The 16,236-nt window shown below is 72.2% G+C and carries 17 protein-coding genes and 1 tRNA gene; 8 read left to right on the forward strand and 10 right to left on the reverse strand.

Features of this window, described 5'->3' with window-relative positions; all coding sequences use genetic code 11:
• Positions 1–144: 144 nt before the first annotated feature.
• On the forward strand, positions 145–798 hold the full coding sequence (locus ITJ64_RS04320) for a TMEM175 family protein (protein WP_194679509.1): 654 nt from the start codon (positions 145–147) through the stop codon (positions 796–798).
• Here ITJ64_RS04320 and ITJ64_RS04325 read toward each other — a convergent pair.
• Entirely contained in the window at positions 704–1,612 is a 909-nt protein-coding gene (locus tag ITJ64_RS04325) for an alpha/beta hydrolase (RefSeq protein WP_194679510.1), read from the reverse strand. The genes ITJ64_RS04320 and ITJ64_RS04325 overlap by 95 nt on opposite strands.
• 31 nt (positions 1,613–1,643) lie before the next feature.
• Here ITJ64_RS04325 and ITJ64_RS04330 point away from each other — a divergent pair, with 31 nt between their 5' ends.
• The 5 genes from ITJ64_RS04330 to ITJ64_RS04350 all read left to right on the forward strand — a co-directional run bounded on the left by ITJ64_RS04330 (position 1,644) and on the right by ITJ64_RS04350 (position 3,950).
• Positions 1,644–2,078 (forward strand): YchJ family protein, encoded by a 435-nt coding sequence (locus tag ITJ64_RS04330; protein ID WP_194679511.1) that lies wholly within the window; start codon positions 1,644–1,646, stop codon positions 2,076–2,078.
• 114 nt (positions 2,079–2,192) lie between these two features.
• Positions 2,193–2,582, forward strand: coding sequence for a hypothetical protein (locus tag ITJ64_RS04335; protein WP_194679512.1), 390 nt, complete (start codon positions 2,193–2,195; stop codon positions 2,580–2,582).
• Positions 2,583–2,679: 97 nt separating this feature from the next.
• Positions 2,680–3,330, forward strand: a complete 651-nt coding sequence (locus ITJ64_RS04340; RefSeq protein ID WP_194679513.1) for a DUF5701 family protein — start codon at positions 2,680–2,682, stop codon at positions 3,328–3,330.
• 75 nt (positions 3,331–3,405) lie between these two features.
• Positions 3,406–3,636, forward strand: coding sequence for a type II toxin-antitoxin system ParD family antitoxin (locus ITJ64_RS04345; RefSeq protein WP_194679514.1), 231 nt, complete (start codon positions 3,406–3,408; stop codon positions 3,634–3,636).
• The gene (locus ITJ64_RS04350; RefSeq protein WP_194679515.1) at positions 3,633–3,950 is read left to right on the forward strand and encodes a type II toxin-antitoxin system RelE/ParE family toxin; all 318 of its coding nucleotides are present in this window, start codon (positions 3,633–3,635) and stop codon (positions 3,948–3,950) included. The genes ITJ64_RS04345 and ITJ64_RS04350 overlap by 4 nt, the downstream gene beginning before the upstream one ends.
• A gap of 243 nt (positions 3,951–4,193) precedes the next feature.
• Here the strand turns inward: ITJ64_RS04350 and ITJ64_RS04355 are convergent.
• A tRNA-Arg gene (locus tag ITJ64_RS04355) sits at positions 4,194–4,270 on the reverse strand.
• A gap of 124 nt (positions 4,271–4,394) precedes the next feature.
• Here ITJ64_RS04355 and ITJ64_RS04360 point away from each other — a divergent pair.
• Positions 4,395–7,478, forward strand: a complete 3,084-nt coding sequence (locus ITJ64_RS04360; protein ID WP_194679516.1) for a DEAD/DEAH box helicase — start codon at positions 4,395–4,397, stop codon at positions 7,476–7,478.
• A 39-nt stretch (positions 7,479–7,517) separates the two neighbouring features.
• Here ITJ64_RS04360 and ITJ64_RS04365 read toward each other — a convergent pair whose 3' ends face one another.
• On the reverse strand, positions 7,518–7,925 hold the full coding sequence (locus ITJ64_RS04365; protein WP_194679517.1) for a hypothetical protein: 408 nt from the start codon (positions 7,923–7,925) through the stop codon (positions 7,518–7,520).
• 149 nt (positions 7,926–8,074) lie between these two features.
• Complete coding sequence (gene ald / locus ITJ64_RS04370; RefSeq protein ID WP_194679518.1) at positions 8,075–9,232, reverse strand: alanine dehydrogenase; 1,158 nt, start codon at positions 9,230–9,232, stop codon at positions 8,075–8,077.
• Between the two features lie 142 nt (positions 9,233–9,374).
• On the opposite strand from ald, the gene ITJ64_RS04375 reads away from it, so the two are divergent.
• The gene (locus ITJ64_RS04375) at positions 9,375–9,887 is read left to right on the forward strand and encodes an Lrp/AsnC family transcriptional regulator (RefSeq protein ID WP_194680735.1); all 513 of its coding nucleotides are present in this window, start codon (positions 9,375–9,377) and stop codon (positions 9,885–9,887) included.
• A gap of 50 nt (positions 9,888–9,937) precedes the next feature.
• Here the strand turns inward: ITJ64_RS04375 and ITJ64_RS04380 are convergent, their stop codons facing one another.
• From ITJ64_RS04380 to ITJ64_RS04405, 6 genes are all read right to left on the reverse strand, one after another.
• Complete coding sequence (locus tag ITJ64_RS04380; RefSeq protein ID WP_194679519.1) at positions 9,938–10,444, reverse strand: nucleoside deaminase; 507 nt, start codon at positions 10,442–10,444, stop codon at positions 9,938–9,940.
• A gap of 69 nt (positions 10,445–10,513) precedes the next feature.
• Positions 10,514–11,734 (reverse strand): cation:proton antiporter, encoded by a 1,221-nt coding sequence (locus ITJ64_RS04385; protein WP_194679520.1) that lies wholly within the window; start codon positions 11,732–11,734, stop codon positions 10,514–10,516.
• Positions 11,735–11,834: 100 nt separating this feature from the next.
• Entirely contained in the window at positions 11,835–12,956 is a 1,122-nt protein-coding gene (locus ITJ64_RS04390) for a bifunctional 2-methylcitrate synthase/citrate synthase (RefSeq protein WP_194679521.1), read from the reverse strand.
• A 44-nt stretch (positions 12,957–13,000) separates the two neighbouring features.
• Complete coding sequence (gene prpB / locus ITJ64_RS04395; protein ID WP_194679522.1) at positions 13,001–13,906, reverse strand: methylisocitrate lyase; 906 nt, start codon at positions 13,904–13,906, stop codon at positions 13,001–13,003.
• Entirely contained in the window at positions 13,906–15,414 is a 1,509-nt protein-coding gene (locus ITJ64_RS04400) for an MmgE/PrpD family protein (protein WP_194679523.1), read from the reverse strand. Before ITJ64_RS04400 ends, prpB begins: the two co-directional genes overlap by 1 nt.
• Positions 15,411–16,166: a GntR family transcriptional regulator gene (locus ITJ64_RS04405; protein WP_228507659.1), complete on the reverse strand. Its 756-nt coding sequence runs from the start codon at positions 16,164–16,166 to the stop codon at positions 15,411–15,413. Before ITJ64_RS04405 ends, ITJ64_RS04400 begins: the two co-directional genes overlap by 4 nt.
• Between the last annotated feature and the right edge of the window lie 70 nt (positions 16,167–16,236).

Below are 16,236 nucleotides of genomic sequence, written 5' to 3' on the forward strand. Positions count from 1 at the left end.
CCCGATTGCGTCGACGAGATGATTGCCCCCTGTGAAGTAGATACGCGGGTGCAACCGCACGGGCATCCGCTCTATTCCTGCTGATTTCAGGATGCCCGCCCGGCCCCCGCGCCCGACACCCCCGTCGTTCGGCAGAATGGCCCCATGCACACCGAGCGGGGCTTCGATCGACTGGTCAACTTCAGCGACGCCGTCGTGGCCATCGCGATCACGCTGCTGATCCTGCCGCTGGTCGACAGCGTCACCGAGGTCGTCTCGGGCGAGAGCGTCTGGGACGTCGTACTCTCCGACCTGCCCGAGTTCATGGTCTTCATCATCAGCTTCGCGGTGATCGGCCGGTTCTGGATCGCCCACCACCGCGTCTACGAACGCGCGGTCGACTACGACTCGTGGCTGCTCTGGGCGAACCTGTTCTGGCTGCTGACGATCGTCTTCCTGCCGTACCCGACCGAGCTGCTGTCCCAGGGCACGAGCGCCGACGACGGACGGGCGGGCATCTACGTCGGCACGATGCTGCTCAGCAGCCTCGCCCTGCTCTGGCAGCAGGCCATCCTGATCCGCCGCCCCGAGCTCGTGGCGCCCGCGGCTCGGGGCACCCTCTCGATCGTCCCGTCGGTCGTGACCGCCGGAATGATGCTCGTCACGTTCCTCGCGGTGCTGCTCATCCCAGGGCTCGGCCTTTGGGGGCTGTTCCTCCTGGTGCTCACCGGCCCGATGCAGGCGGTCGCCCGGCGGGTGACGGGTCACTCCGACGGGCCTCCTCGACGTCGGTCACGAACGCCGCAGCCGCCGTCCTGAACACGCGCGAGGTCACGGCGCTGACGTGGTCACGGCCCGGCAGCCCGAGGAACCGCGCTCCGGGCAGCTCCTGCGCGAGCATCCGGGAGCCCTCGTGCACCGGGTCGTCCTCCCCCGCGACGATGAAGAGCGGATGCGCGGCCGCCCCCGCCCGCGGCCGGAACGCCCGACGCCGCACGGCCTCGGCCAGCCGGAGCAGCGCTTCGGGGTCGTTGCCGGCGGATGAGGCCATGCCGACGTACCGGGCGGTCTCCGCGTTCAGCGTCGCGCCCTCGCGGTCGTCGGCCCGGGCGGTTGCCCGTGTGGCGGCTCGTGCGGCGGTGAGGTCGAAACCGGCGAACGAGCCGTCGACGGGCGGGCCGCCCATCGTGACCGACCGCACCCGCTCGGGATGCGTCTGCGCGTAGTCGTGCACGAGCCGGGCGCCGAGGGAGTAGCCGATCAGGTGCACGCTCTCGCCGGGCGCCTCGGCGTCGAGCACCGCCGTCAGGTCGTCGCGGAACGCGGGCAGCGCGTAGGCGGCAAGGCTGCGCGGGCGGGCGCTCTCGCCGTGGCCGCGGAGGTCGGGGGCGATCACGCGGAACCCCGCGTCGACCAGGGTGGACACCCAGCGCGTGCGGATCCAGTTCGACCGGCGGTCGGAGGCGAAGCCGTGCACGAGCAGCACGGTCGGGGCGTCGGCCGCGCCTGCTGTCTCGTAGGCGATCCGCACCCCGCCGGCACCGCTGACCGAGCGGACCTCCGGTTGGCTGTCTCCTCCTGCACCGACGGCCACAGTCCGGATCCGTCCACCGTTCGCCTCGATCACCGTCACCCGACCACCCTAGGCGCGCGAGAATGACCGGGTGACAGACTCCTCTCCCTCAGCCGCCGCCTCGCCACCCAGCCTTGCCGCCGATGCCCGCTGCCCCTGCCTCAGCGGCGCGCCCTACGGCGAGTGCTGCGGCCCGTTCCACGCCGGCACCGCGGTCGCGCCCACGGCAGAGCAGCTCATGCGCTCCCGCTTCTCGGCCTTCGCGGTCGGCGATCCGGCCTACCTCCTGGCCACCTGGCACCCCTCGACGCGCCCCTCCCGGCTCGAGCTCGACGGCTCGCTGCGCTGGTACCGCCTCGACATCCTCTCCCGCTCGGCGGGCGGGCCCCTCGACACCGAGGGTGTCGTGGAGTTCGCGGCCCACCACCGCCCCCGACCAGGGCATCCGGGTGCAGCCGGAGTGCAGCACGAGACCAGCCGCTTCGTGCGGGAAGGAGGCCGCTGGTTCTACGTCGACGCCCTCTGAAGTGGGCCCTCCGCTGGCCCCCCGTCTCCGCGCCCGCACCAGGTCGGCGAGCCGACGCGGGCTTGCGCATCCGCGGATCGGGCCCAAGGTGGAAGGACCGACAGAGGAGTCACCATGACCGACAGCAGCAGCACCACGCCCGACGACGCCGACCAGCCCGACGTGCTCGACCTGGGCGGCTCGTTCGGCGCCCCGACGGTCGACGCCGACCCGGTCGACGCGCGTGAGACGGCCGACTCGGTCGACAGCGAGGGCGACGGCGACGCCCGCGAGACGGCCGACCAGCCCGACGGGCGGGACGAGCGCGGCGAGAAGTCGTCCCTCGACCCCGACCACGAGAGCTTCGCCGCCCGCGAGGCGCACTCGGAGGGATCGGGCCCGAACGGCTCGGGCACGAGCAGCCCCGACGGCATCGGCGCCTACAGCGACGGAGCCGACGCCTCGGCCGAGCCCGCCGACACCCACGCCGACAGCCCGAACCCCGACGCCGACGGCGTCGCCTGACCCCTGCCCCCCCGTCGCCATCGCCGCCCGCGGCGCGGCGGACGGGGGAATGGCGGTCGGACCCCCGGCGTTGCAGCCCCTGACCTCGGAGGCCGCCATGACCTTGACCATCGACACCGCCACGACCCACCGCACCCCGCCGCTGAGCGAGCAGCTCCAGCGCCTGATCGACCTCGGCCTGCCCGAACTCGCCGGCATCAGCGCCGAGGAGCTGCGGAGCCGCGCGTCGACCCTGCGCGGCCGTCCGGACTCGATCCTCGTGGTCGGCCCCGCGATCGCCGCGCCCTCACGCCTAGTCACCCTGCTGCGTCGCGGCGGCAAGCCCGGGTTCGTCGCCGACGAGCTGGCCGACGTCGACACCTTCACCGAGCATCCGGATCTCGACGCCTGCCCCGAGGGCTTCTCACTCGCCCACGGCCTCGACCGCGGCGACGACCTGGCCGCCCGCACCCCCGACGAGGCGCTCGCCGAGATCCTCGCGCGCGGCCGCCGCCCGCTGACGGTCGCCGAGAGCATCAGCTGGCTCCTCCAGCAGCCCGAGCACCTGACCCCGAACCGCGCCTTCACGACCCTCGCCACCCGCCGCACCGCCCCCGACGGCACCCTCGACCCCCGGATCCCGACCCTCACGACCGCCACCCCCACCGCCCGCGACCCCCGCTCCCGCCGCGGCGCCCCCCACCTCACCGCCGCCCTCGCCACCACCACCGCCCACGCCACCCTCGCCCACGCCTCGGCCGCCGCCTGACGCTTCCCGCAACCGCATTCTCGGCGACGGCCGAACGACCGTGACAATCTTTGCCACTCGGAGTATCGTGCCGACATGGCATCCATGAATGTGTCCCTCCCCGACGCGCTCAAGGATTTCGTCGAGTCCCAGGTCGGCGAGCGGTACGGCACCAGCAGCGAGTTCATCCGCGAGCTGATCCGCCGCGAGCAGGACCGCGAGAGGCTCCGCGCCCTCGTCACCGACGGCATGACGTCCGGGCCCGGTTCCGAGCTCGACGCGTCCTACTTCGAGTCACTGCGTGCGCGCATCCGCGACGCCGCGTGACGCGCCGCGTCGTCACCACCGCCCGCGCGGGTGAGGACATCGCGTCCGCCGTCGACGCCTACGTGAGCGAGGGGGCGGCGGACGTCGCCCTCGACCTGGTCGACGAACTGGAGAAGCTGCGCGGTCTCCTCGCCGAGTTCCCGTCGCTCGGATCCGCGCGCCTGGCGATCGAACTCGGCATCGCCGAGATCCGCAGCGCCCCGCTCGGCCGCTTCCCGTACGTGGCCATCTACACCGACGACTCGGACGCAGTGCGCATCCACCGCGTGCTCCACACCCGCCGCGACCTCCCCCGCGAGTTCGCATCTGATTGACGGAGTGGTGCCGGCAGCCACTCGCGAGCACCACCCGCACTGCTTCTCACACGCGGCGATCGGGAGACGAATCGGGTGTGGGGAATCGGCACCCTCGTCGTGGGAGCGATCTGCCTGGTCATCCTTATCGTGCCCCGTCGCGTAGGCGCGCAGGTTGCGAGAAGGAAGTGCCGCGACGACGGGAGAGCCGAAGCAGCAGCGGAAACAGCGAAGGCCCCGGTTCTGGGAACCGGGACCTTCGTGTGGTGCGCCCTAAGGGATTCGAACCCCTGGCCTTCTGATCCGTAGTCAGACGCTCTATCCAGCTGAGCTAAGGGCGCAGTGTGTGAGAAACGATCTCCCGCACGAACATCAGAGCCTAGCAGGTGGTTCGGGCAACACAAAGTCGACGCAGGCTCAGCTCGCGAGCACCTCGATGTCGGGGGCGGATGCCACGATTGACCCATGTCCCCCGCACCGCCCCCGAGCTGGCGTTCGGCCGTCGACGCCCTGTCGCCGGCGGGCCCCGAGCGCGCGTCGGCGAGCGCACGAACCGCGGCCGCCAGCGGGTCCGGCGGGTCCGGCGGCGAGGGCAGCACGCCGATGGGCCTCCAGTTCGAGGTGCGCGAAGAGGCTCCGCGCGACCACGACCGCTGGCGGGGCCCGAGCACCCGCGCGGCGACGGCGGAGGGGGCGGCCGCCGAGGGGGCGCCGCGGCGCCTGGCGGTGCGGCCGGTCATCCGCTCGGGCTCGGGGTCGTACGTGAAGGCGAACGTCACGTGGGGCTCGTTCACGCACCAGGTCAACCGGCTCGCCCTCGACCCCGCGCACCACCGCTGGTTCGCACAGTTCGCCGCGCTGCACCGGGCCACCCGCCCCGCGCACGTGGTGCCCGAGACCGACTGGCTCACGCTCGACGACTTCCTCAGCCCGCTGCTCTGGCAGCTGCTGGCCGAGGCGCGCAGGCTCGGCATCGCCCTCGTCAGCTCGGCGAAGAGCGGCACGGTGCAGCTGAGCGGATGCGCGTCCGTCTCCTTCGACGCCCGCCAGCGCTCGGGCGACCTCCGCCTGACCCCGCTCGTCGCGTTCACCGAGACGCCACCCGGCGGCGACGACCCCGAACCCGAACCCGACCCCGACAACATCGAAGGAGATGCAGACACCGACGGCCGCCACCCCGCCCAGCACGCCGGCGCGATCGGCGACCACGGCATCTACGCCTACGACCTGAGCAGCGCCAAGCGGCCGCGGGTCGTGCTGGCGCCGTCCGCGCATCCGCTCAGCACGGAGGAGCAGCGCGCCCTCGGCCGGCCCGCCATCACCGTGCCGGCCGCCGACACCGCGCAGTTCTTCGAGGAGTACTACCCGGCGCTGCGCCGCGGCATCCTGCTGGCGAGCAGCGACGGGAGCGTCGAGCTGCCGACGGTGCCGCCGCCGACCCTGGTGCTGACGGCGCGGTTCCTCGCCGACGACGTGCTGACGCTCGACTGGGAGTGGGCGGGCCTCCGCGACCCCGCGTCCGAGTCGCGCACCCGCGACACCGCTCGGGAGCAGCTCGACACGGTGCTGCGGCGCTTCCCGGCCGCGGCGGTCGAGATCGACGCCGACGCCGCGCCGGTCACGCTTGACGGCGTCACCGCGGCCGCGTTCGCCGAGAAGGCGCTGCCGGCGCTCGATGCGCTGGCGAACATCCGCGTCGACGTGATCGGGCCGCGGCCCGCCTACCGCGAGCTGATCGGCCACCCCGACATCAGCATCACCCACGTCGAGACGCTGAAGCGCGACTGGTTCGACCTCGGCATCGTGATCAACATCGGCGGCTACCGCGTACCGTTCGGCCCGCTGTTCAAGGCGCTCGCCAAGGGGCGCACGCGGCTGCTGATGGTCGACAAGACGTACCTGTCGCTCGAGCATCCGGCGTTCGACCGCCTGCGCGAGCTGCTCGAGGAGTCCACGACGCTCGACGAGTGGGAGACCGGCCTGCGAGTCAGCCGCCACCAGGCCGCCCGCTTCGCCGAGTTCGACGACACGGCCGACGAGAGCCCCGACGCCCTCGCCTGGCGGCAGGCGGTGCGTGCGGCGCAGCAGCTGGCCCAGGCGACGGATGCTCCGGTGCCACCCACCCCGCTGCCCGCCACCGTCTCGGCCACCCTCCGCCCCTACCAGAAGGCGGGGTTCGACTGGCTGGCGTTCCTCCACCGCAACCGGCTCGGCGGCATCCTGGCCGACGACATGGGCCTGGGCAAGACGCTGCAGACCCTGGCGCTGATCGCCCACGCCCGCGAGCACCCGCCCGAGCCCGCCGCCGCGCATCCGCCGCCCTTCCTCGTCGTGGCGCCGACCTCGGTCGTCGGCACCTGGCAGGCCGAGGCCGCCCACTTCACCCCCGCACTCACCGTGCGCGCCGTCACCGCCACCCAGGGCAGCCGCTCCGCCCTGGCCGACGCCAGCGCCGGGGCCGACGTCGTGGTCACGAGCTACGCCCTGTTCCGCCTCGACGCCGCCCACTACCGCGCGCTCGACTGGGCCGGGCTCGTGCTGGACGAGGCCCAGTTCGTGAAGAACCACCTCTCGAAGGCGCACGAGGCGGCCCGCGAGCTCGACGTACCGTTCCGCCTCGCCATCACCGGAACGCCGCTCGAGAACAACCTGCTCGAGCTCTGGGCGCTGCTCGACATCGTGGCGCCGGGGCTGTTCCCGTCGGCACGGCTGTTCGCCGAGAAGTTCCAGCGCCCGATCGAGCGGGGCATCGACCCGCGGGCGCTCGCGACGCTGCGGCAGCGCATCCGCCCGGTGCTGCTGCGCCGCACCAAAGACGCCGTCGCCCCCGAACTTCCGGCGAAGCAGGAGCAGGTGCTGCCGGTCGAGCTCTCCCCCGCGCACCGGCACCTCTACGACACCGTGCTGCAGCGCGAGCGGCAGAAGCTGTTCGGCCTGCTCGACGACCTCGACCGCAACCGCTTCATCGTCTTCCGCTCGCTGACACTGCTCAGGATGCTCAGCCTCGACGCCTCGCTCATCGACGACGCCCACGGGTCCATCCCCTCGTCCAAGCTCGACGTGCTGATCGAGCAGCTCGGCGAGGTGATCGGCGAGGGCCACCGCTCGCTCGTGTTCAGCCAGTTCACGAGCTACCTGGCGAAGGTCGCTGCCCGGCTCGACGCGGAGGGCATCGCCTACGAGTACCTCGACGGCTCGACGCGGCGGCGGCCCGAGGTGGTGCAGCGGTTCCGGGAGGGCACGGCGCCGGTGTTCCTGATCAGCCTCAAGGCCGGCGGCTTCGGGCTCACGCTGACCGAGGCCGACTACGTCTACCTGCTCGACCCGTGGTGGAACCCGGCGTCGGAGTCGCAGGCGATCGACCGCACGCACCGCATCGGGCAGGAGCATCCGGTGAACGTGTACCGGCTGGTCGCGACCGACACCATCGAGGAGAAGGTCATGGCCCTGAAGGAGCACAAGGCCGAGCTCTTCGACGCGGTGCTCGACGACGACGCGCTGTTCTCGCGGTCGCTCACGGCCGACGACCTGCGGGCGCTGCTGTCCTGACGGCCGGCGCCAGCCGGGCGCCCGCGCCCACGGGCTCCGCTAGCCCAGCGCGCCCACCCGCTCGATCAGCTGCTGGATGAACGGGATCAGGTCCTGCACCTGCCCCACGCTCGACATCCCCGTCGCCACGAGCGGCCACACCGAGCCGATCAGCGTGGCGACAACGGCGGCGACCGCGGCCACCCACGACAGGGCCCCGTTCCGCGACACGAACGCGAGCGCCAGGAACCCGAGCGCGACGATCGAGCAGATCACGATCGACGCGGCGATGGCGCCGACCGGCACGTCGAGCGCTCCGACGGTGGTGGCGTCGGCGCCCGCGATCAGGCCGAGCACCGGCAGCATCACGCCGACGACCGTCAGCAGGCAGACGACGACCCCGGTGACGACGGCGGCCCAGACGGCACGCGGGCGGCGGCGGGTGGGGGTGCGGCTGAACGATCGCATGAGGCTCCTCGGATGGCGGCGGCACCGCGCACGCCCTCCGAGCCCACGCGGTTCACTGAGAAGACGGCCCGGCCCCGCGCTTCGTCACGAACGCCCCGCCGCCCCGTCGCTCAGCGGCTCCGCCCGCCGCCCGGCGCGGACAACGCCGGTCAGGCCGAGGCGGGCGAAGCCCCCGCCGCCGCGCCAGCGGGCTCCGCAGCCAGCGCCGACGCGAGCGACGTGTACCCGAAGTGCGGGAACGCCGCCGCCGTCGGCTCGTGCGTCAGCCGCCCGTCCACGGTCGACACCGCCGCCGCGAGCGCGGCGTCCCGCTCCACGGCGTCCCGCCACCCGCGATCGGCCAGCCGCACCACGTACGGCAGCGTCGCGTTCGTCAGCGCCGCCGTCGACGTGGCCGGCACCGCACCGGGCATGTTGGCCACGCAGTAGAAGATCGTCTCCTCGACCGGGTAGGTCGGCTCGTCGTGGGTGGTCGGCCGCGAGTCCTCGAAGCAGCCGCCCTGGTCGATGGCGATGTCCACCAGCACCGAGCCGCGTTTCATCCGCGACACGAGCTCGTGCGAGACGAGCTTCGGCGCCGCGGCACCGGGCACGAGCACCGCGCCGATCACGAGATCGGCCTCCAGCACGCTGCGCTCGACCTCGAACGCGTTCGACACCACGGTCTTCACGCGCCCGGAGAACACCTCGTCGATGTGCCGCAGCCGCGGGATGGACAGGTCGAGCACCGTCACGTCCGCCCCCGCCGCGACGGCCTGCTGCACGGCGTTCTCGCCAGCCTGCCCGCCGCCGATCACCGTGACCTTCGCCGGCCGCACCCCGGGCACGCCGCCTAGCAGCACTCCGCGACCGCCCTTGGACCCCATCAGGTGGTAGCTGCCGACCATCACCGAGAGGCGTCCGGCGACCTCGCTCATGGGGGCGAGCAGCGGCAGCGATCCGTCGGCGAGCTGCACGGTCTCGTAGGCGATCGAGGTCGCCCGAGACGCGATCAGCGCGGCCACGAGCGGTGCTGCGGCGGCCAGGTGCAGGTAGGTGAAGATGAGCTGGCCCGCGCGCATCCGCTCGTATTCGGGCTCGATCGGCTCTTTCACCTTCACGATCATCTCGGCGGCCCAGACGGCGTCGACATCGACGACGGATGCTCCCGCCGCCGCATACTCCTCGTCGACGATCGCCGAGCCGACGCCGGCCCCGGTCTCGACGAGCACCGTGTGCCCGTGCTTGACCAGCTCGAACACCCCCGACGGCGTCATCGCCACCCGGAACTCGTTGTTCTTGATCTCTTTCGGCACCCCGATGATCACGGTGGGCTCCTTCGCTCGTCGTCGACCGTCGCGTTCGCGATCTGGCTCGATTATCGGGCGATCGGATGCTCGTTGTCACCGATCCCGAATATCATTCGGTCGAGGCGGCAGTTCTAGCCGCGTAGTTCGGAGGACGAGGGTGATGGCGCGCACCGACGGAACAGCCGTGATCGACGACATCGACGAGCGGATCGTCTGGGAGCTCTGCCGCGAGGCCCGGCTGCCGAACAAGGAGCTGGCGGAGCGCGTGGGCGTCGCGCCGTCGACGTGTCTCGTGCGGGTGCGGGCGCTGCACGCGAGCGGGGTGCTTCGGTCGTTCCATGCGCAGCCCGACTGGGCGTCGCTCGGGCTGCCGATCGAGGCGATCGTGCAGGTGCGGCTGAAGGCGCAGGCGCGGGCCGAGATCCGCAGCTACGCGCAGCGCGTGATCACGCTGCCGAACGTGCTGAACGTGTTCTTCCTCGGCGGGGCCGACGACTTCCTGATCCACGTGGCCTGCACCTCGACCGGGCAGCTGCGCGACTTCGTGGCCACCGAGCTCAGCATGGACAACTCGGTCGCCTCGACGCAGACCAACATCGTGTTCGACCACCTGATCGGGGTGCAGCACATGCAGCAGGGCAGCTCGTGGAGCGAGGTGCGCGAGGCGCTGTAGGCCGGGCGACACCGGCCAGAAGAGGGCCGAGCGGCCGGGCGGGCGCCGGGCTACTCCTCGTCCCAGAACCCCACGTGCACCGCGGTGGCTTCGGGCAGCGCGACCGGCCCGACCACCTCGACGTCACGCCCGCCCCGCGCGAGCACCTCGCGCGACGGCAGCGCCAGCGTCGGCACGCCCTCCTGGGCGTCGACGAGATCGCGCAGCGCCTCCTCCGAGAGCGCGAACACCACCCGCGGGATGTCGGCCCAGTAGATCGCGCCGGTGCACATCGCGCAGGGCTCGGTGCTCGTGTACAGCGTGGAGGCGGCGAGCTCGTCGCGCTCGAGCTGCTGCCCCGAGTCGCGCACGAGGTTGGTCTCGGCGTGGCCGATGGGGTCGTGCCCCGTGTTGACGGTGTTCATCGCCTCGATGGTGCGTCCGTCGGCGGTCACGAGGAGGGCGCCGAAGGGGTGGTCGCCACGATCGCGGGCGGCGGCCGCCAGGGCGACGGCGCGCTCGAGGTGCGCGAGATCGGCGGGGGCGAGGTCGGTGGGCGCGAGCGGCGGCACGGTCATCCGCCCAGCCTGGCACACGCCACGCGGCTGCCGCCGCTGTCACGGGCTCGGCGGCCGCCGTGCGTGCGGCTACGCCTCGACCGGGACGTGCTCGTCGTCAGGCGGGAGCGGGGCACCACCACGCGAGCGGCGGCGCAGCGTCAGGCCGATCAGCGGGTACAGCAGCACCGAGATCATCCCGGCGCCGACGAGCGCCGCCGCCGTGCCCGGCAGGATGGCCTGGCGGTCGAGCGCGATGCCCGTGACCGCCACGATGATCGGCAGCCCGGTCGCGCCGAAGAGGCCGAGGGCGGCCCGGTCGCGCCGTGACGACCCGGCGGGCGCCGCGAGCAGGCTCGGCAGCCCGCGCACGAGCAGCAGCAGCACCGCGAACACCGGCAGCAGCACGAGCGCCGCCGGGTCGGCGAGGAGGGCGCCGAGGTCGAAGGTGATGCCCGTGTAGATGAAGAACACCGGCACGAGGAAGCCGAAGGCGACCGCCTCGAGCTTCGCGTCGACGAGCTCGAGGTCGGGCTTGTTGACGCCCGAGAGCAGCACGCGGCAGATCACCCCGGCCGCGAAGGCGCCGAGCAGCATGTCGAGCCCGAGGATGACGCTGAGCACCACGAGCGCCGCGATGGCGAGCAGCACGAGGCGCACCGCGAACTGTCCGCTGGTGTGCAGGGTGGCCGTCACGATGCGGTGGAGGCCGGTGCGCGGTCCGCGCGAGGCGGCCAGGATGCCCAGCAGCGCGACGGCCGTGAACCCGATCAGCACGACGGCCGAGATGCCGGGCGAGCGGCCGCTCAGGAAGAGCGAGATGGCGATCAGCGGGCCGAACTCCCCCACGGCGCCGACCGCGGTGACCGCGCGGCCGAACGGGGTGGACAGTTCCCCGGCATCGCGGAGCATCGGCATGATCGTGCCGAGCGCGGTGGACGTCAGGGCGACCCCGATGAACACCGCGGCCTCGAGGTCGGGCGCGATCAGGTAGCCGACCGCGATCGCGGCCACGAGCGAGATGCCCCAGCCGAGCCCGGCGCGGGCGATCGGGCGCCCGGCTATGGCCGCGAAGTCGATCTCGCGGCCCGCCATGAAGAACAGCAGCGCGAGGCCGAACTCGGCGATCGCGCCCGAGAAGGGGCTCGGCCCGAGCCAGCCGAGCACGCTCGGACCCACCAGCACGCCGAGCAGGATCTCGAACACCACGAGCGGCACGCGGGCCACCCGGCCCACGGCCGCGGCGATCAGCGGAGCCGCCACGGCGAGCGCCGCGATCAGCACGATGCCGACCGGATCAGCCTGGTCCATCCCCTACCCCGCCTTCGTCAGCACCATCCTGGCGCACGACGGCCCGGCGAGGCGACCGGCGGAGCCGGCGGGGCGACCGGCCGAGCCGCGCGCGCAGCGCTCAGTCGGTCGGCAGGTGCCGCTCGTCGACCCCGTCGTACGCCGACAGCGGCCGGATCAGCGCGTTCGACGCCAGCTGCTCCCGGATGTGCGCCGTCCACCCCACGATCCGCGACGCCACGAACAGCGGAGTGAACATCTCGGTGTCGAAACCCATCAGGTGGTACGCCGGCCCCGACGGGTAGTCGAGGTTGGGCTTGATGTTCTTCCGGGACTGCATCGCCTCGTCGAGGGCCACGTACAGGTCGAGCAGATCGGGCCGGTCGTACTCGGCCACGAGCGTGTCGAGCGAGGCCTTCATCGTCGGCACCCGCGAGTCGCCGTTCTTGTACACCCGGTGCCCGAAGCCCATGATCTTTCGCTTGGCCGCCAGCGCCTCGTCGAGCCACGCCTCGGCCGCGGAGGCCGAGCCGATCTCGTCGAACACGTGCATCACGGCCTCGTTGGCGCCGCCGTGCAGCGGGCCCTTCAGCGCGCCGATCCCGGCGACGACTGCCGAGTACAGGTCGCTGAGCGTCGAGGTGACGACCCGCGCGGTGAACGTCGAGGCGTTGAACGAGTGCTCCGCGTACAGGATCATCGACACGTCGAACGCCTTCACGACCACGTCGGAGGGCACCGAACCGAAGGTCATCCGCAGGAAGTTCGCCGAGTATCCGAGCGACTCGTCGGGCTCCACCAGCTCCTGCCCGCGGCGGCGGCGCTGGTCGTAGGCGACGATCGCGGGCAGCGCGGCGAGCAGGTGCACGGCCTTGCCGAGCGTCCCCTCCTCCGACGAGTCGTCCCACGAGGGGTCGAGCGCGCCGATCACGCTGACGGCCGTCCGCACGACGTCCATCGGATGCGCGGTCAGCGGCAGCTCGTCGATCACCCGCTTCACGGCCGGATCCAGGGCGCGCTGCGACCGCTCGGCCCGCTCGAAGGCCTCGAGCTCGGGCGCCGACGGCAGCTCACCGTTCCAGAGCAGGTACGCGACCTGCTCGAACGAGCACGACGCGGCCAGCTCCTGCACCGGATACCCCCGGTACAGCAGCGAGTTCGTCTCGGGGTTCACCTTCGACACGGCCGTGTAGTCGACGACGACGCCGGCCAGGCCCTTCTTGATCTCCTGCGGTTCGGTCATGTCAGCACTCCTTCGTGAACAACGTGGGCCGGCCGGTGAGGTGCTCAGCGAGCATCCGGAACCTCGAAATCGAACACCGAGGAGTCGAACGCGTTGTAGGCCGCGTAGTCGAGCAGTTCGTAGAGTCTGGCACGCGTCTGCATCGTGGCGACCTCCCTCTTCAGTGAACCTTCGGCGACGAGTGCGTCGAGCCCGCGCTCGGCCGCGCCCATCGCGATGCGCAGCAGCGAGACCGGGTAGATCACGAGGTTGGCGCCCGCCGACTCGAGTTCGGAGACGCTGAACAGCTCGCTCTTGCCGAACTCGGTCATGTTCGCGAGCATCGGCACGTCGATCGCGGCGCGCATGGCCTCGAACTCCGACAGGTCGGCCATCGCCTCGGGGAAGATGGCGTCGGCACCCGCGTCGACGAGCTGCTTGGCGCGGTCGATCGCGGCGCCGAGGCCGTCGACGGCGCGGATGTCGGTGCGCGCCATGATCAGCAGGTTCGGGTCGCGGCGCGCGTCGGCGGCGGCCCGGATGCGCTTGACCGCCGTGTCGGCGTCGACCACCGCCTTGCCGTCGAGGTGACCGCAGCGCTTGGGGTTGACCTGGTCCTCGATGTGCAGGCCGGAGACGCCGGCGTCCTCGAGCGTCTGCACCGTGCGGGCCACGTTCATCGGCTCGCCGAAGCCCGTGTCGGCGTCGATCAGGGTGGGCAGGTTCGTCATGCGCGAGATCTGGCCGCCGCGGGTGGCCACCTCGGTGAGCGTGGTGAGTCCGATGTCGGGGAAGCCGAGGTCGGCGGCGATGACGGCGCCCGAGATGTAGACGCCGTCGAAGCCCTTCTCCTCGATCAGGCGGGCGCTCAGCGGGTTGAAGGCGCCGGGCATCCGGAGCAGTCGGCCGGAGCTCAGGGCCGAGCGGAAGGCGGCGCGCTTCTCGTGCGCCGGAATCGTGGAGTACAGCATCAGAACAGTCCCTTCGGGGTGGGGATGGCCTCGAGGAGGCCGGGGCGGGCGACGACGTTCAGCTGCCGCACCTCGTCGACCGTGAGCTCGGGCAGGCGCTCGGCGAGGGCGAGGAACCGCTCGATCTCGGCCTCCTGGATGACACCGGCGGCCAGCGTGCGGAACTTCTGCACGTAGTCGGCGCGGGCGAACGGCCGGGCCCCGAGCGGGTGCGCGTCGGCCACCGCGATCTCGTCGACGACGGTCGATCCGTCGGCGAGCACGATCTCGACGCGACCGCCGAACGCCTTCTCGGCGGGGTCGAGGGAGTGGTAGCGGCGGGTCCACTCGGGGTCCTCGAGCGTCTGCACCTTGTGCCAGAGCTCGACGGTGTCGGGTCGCGCGGCCCGCGAGGGGCTGTACGAGTCGACGTGGTGCCAGGCGCCGTCCTGCAGCGCGACCGTGAAGATGTACGGGATGGAGTGGTCGAGCGTCTCCCGGCTGGCCGTCGGGTCGTACTTCTGCGGGTCGTTCGCGCCCGAACCGATCACGAAGTGCGTGTGGTGGCTGGTGTGGATCGTCACGCTCACGACGTTCGCCGGGTCGGTGGTCTCCGGATGCTCGCGGTTGAGCTTGCGGGCCAGGTCGATCCACGCCTGCGCCTGGTACTCGGCCGAGTGCTCCTTCGTGTAGGTGTCGAGGATGGCGCGCTTCGCCTCGCCCGTCTCCGGGAGGGGGACCTGGTAGCGCGCATCCGGCCCGTCGAGGAGCCACGCGATCACGCCGTCCTCCCCCTCGTAGATGGGGGTGGGGCTGGTCTGGCCGCGCATCGCCCGGTCGACGGCCTCGACGGCCATCTTGCCGGCGAAGGCCGGGGCGTGGGCCTTCCAGGTGGAGATCTCGCCCTTGCGCGACTGGCGGGTGGCGGTGGTGGTGTGCAGCGCCTGGCCGACGGCCTGGAAGATCGTCTCGACGTCGAGACCGAGCAGGGTGCCGATGCCGGCGGCGGCCGACGGGCCGAGGTGCGCGACGTGGTCGATCTTGTGCTTGTGCAGGCTGATCGCCTTCACCAGGTCGACCTGGATCTCGTAGCCCGTGGCGATGCCGCGCACGACGTCGGCGCCGGTGCGGCCGACATGCTGGGCCACCGCGAGGATCGGCGGGATGTTGTCGCCCGGGTGCGAGTACTCGGCCGCGAGGAAGGTGTCGTGGTAGTCGAGTTCGCGCACGGCGACCCCGTTCGCCCAGGCCGCCCACTCAGGGCTGTAGCCGCCGGTGACGCCGAAGACCGAGGCGCCCGGAGCGTAGGGGTGGTCGAGCGCCTGGGCGCGGGCGGCGACGCCCGGGGCGCGGGTGATGCTCGCCACCGCGACGGCGGCGTTGTCGATCACGCGGTTGATGACCATTTCGGTCACCTCGGGGCTCACCGCGACCGGGTCGGCGGCGACCTGGGCGATCTTGTGGGCCAGCTGGCCCTCGCGGGGGAGGTTCTCGTCGCTGCGGTGCACGCGCACGTCGTGGAGGTTCATCGGGCGGGGGCGCCTTTCGGTGGGGTGGTGAGGGCGGGGCTGGCGGTGTCGGTGGGGGCGGTGTCGGTGCGGCCGGATGCTCGGGCGGGGGTCGTGGGCGGGTCGGCGTCGAGGGAGCCGAGCGTGGCGCGGAGGCTCCGCGCGAGGTGCACCCGGGTGGCGTCGGCCGCGAGCTGCGGGTCGCCGTCGACGATCGCGTCGACGATCAGCAGGTGCTCGCGGGCGGCCTCGAGCAGGCGAGCGGGGTTGTCGCGGGAGAGGCGGCGGAGGCGCACGAGGTGGGTGCGGACGTTGGTGAGCGCCTGCACGAGGAAGGGGTTCTGCACGGCCTCGTCGATGGCCGCGTCGAAGCGGACGGCGAGGTCGTAGTAGGCGTGCCGGCCCGGATCGGGATCGGCCAGCAGGGCGGGCACCTCCCGCAGCTCGTTCTGCAGGGCGACGAAGGCGGCTGCGGTGCGGCGGCGGGCCGCGAGTGCCGCCGCCTCGGTCTCGAGCGCACGCCGCAGCTCGAAGAGCTCGGTCACGTTCGCCGCCGAGACGGGCGCGACGATCAGGCCGCGGCCACCCTGCGGCTCCACGAGACCGTCGGCGACGAGGCGCGCGAGGGCCTCGCGCACGGGGGTGCGGGAGATGCCGAGGCGGCCCGAGAGCTCCACCTCGGCCAGCACCGCCCCCGGGGCCAGCTGCCACGAGAGGATCTCGGAGCGCAGCGCCTCGTAGGCGAGCTCACCGGCGCGGGCCATCACGCGCATCCGCTCTCTGTATACATCAGGGTCAATCTACGCCTCTTCGTCGGTCGATTCAAGAGGCTGTGTATACATG

The organism is Herbiconiux sp. VKM Ac-1786, assembly GCF_015350805.1.
In the GTDB taxonomy this organism is placed as follows: domain Bacteria; phylum Actinomycetota; class Actinomycetes; order Actinomycetales; family Microbacteriaceae; genus Herbiconiux.

Excerpts from the sequence above, each read along its gene's own strand:
- ITJ64_RS04320 (WP_194679509.1), top strand. The coding sequence starts at position 145 with ATGCACACCGAGCGGGGCTTCGATCGACTGGTCAACTTCAGCGACGCC.
- ITJ64_RS04335 (WP_194679512.1), top strand. The coding sequence starts at position 2,193 with ATGACCGACAGCAGCAGCACCACGCCCGACGACGCCGACCAGCCCGAC.
- ITJ64_RS04340 (WP_194679513.1), top strand. The coding sequence starts at position 2,680 with ATGACCTTGACCATCGACACCGCCACGACCCACCGCACCCCGCCGCTG.
- ITJ64_RS04345 (WP_194679514.1), top strand. The coding sequence starts at position 3,406 with ATGGCATCCATGAATGTGTCCCTCCCCGACGCGCTCAAGGATTTCGTC.
- ITJ64_RS04360 (WP_194679516.1), top strand. The coding sequence starts at position 4,395 with ATGTCCCCCGCACCGCCCCCGAGCTGGCGTTCGGCCGTCGACGCCCTG.
- ITJ64_RS04365 (WP_194679517.1), bottom strand. The coding sequence starts at position 7,925 with ATGCGATCGTTCAGCCGCACCCCCACCCGCCGCCGCCCGCGTGCCGTC.
- ITJ64_RS04375 (WP_194680735.1), top strand. The coding sequence starts at position 9,375 with ATGGCGCGCACCGACGGAACAGCCGTGATCGACGACATCGACGAGCGG.
- ITJ64_RS04380 (WP_194679519.1), bottom strand. The coding sequence starts at position 10,444 with ATGACCGTGCCGCCGCTCGCGCCCACCGACCTCGCCCCCGCCGATCTC.
- ITJ64_RS04385 (WP_194679520.1), bottom strand. The coding sequence starts at position 11,734 with ATGGACCAGGCTGATCCGGTCGGCATCGTGCTGATCGCGGCGCTCGCC.
- ITJ64_RS04390 (WP_194679521.1), bottom strand. The coding sequence starts at position 12,956 with ATGACCGAACCGCAGGAGATCAAGAAGGGCCTGGCCGGCGTCGTCGTC.
- prpB (WP_194679522.1), bottom strand. The coding sequence starts at position 13,906 with ATGCTGTACTCCACGATTCCGGCGCACGAGAAGCGCGCCGCCTTCCGC.
- ITJ64_RS04400 (WP_194679523.1), bottom strand. The coding sequence starts at position 15,414 with ATGAACCTCCACGACGTGCGCGTGCACCGCAGCGACGAGAACCTCCCC.
- ITJ64_RS04405 (WP_228507659.1), bottom strand. The coding sequence starts at position 16,166 with ATGCGCGTGATGGCCCGCGCCGGTGAGCTCGCCTACGAGGCGCTGCGC.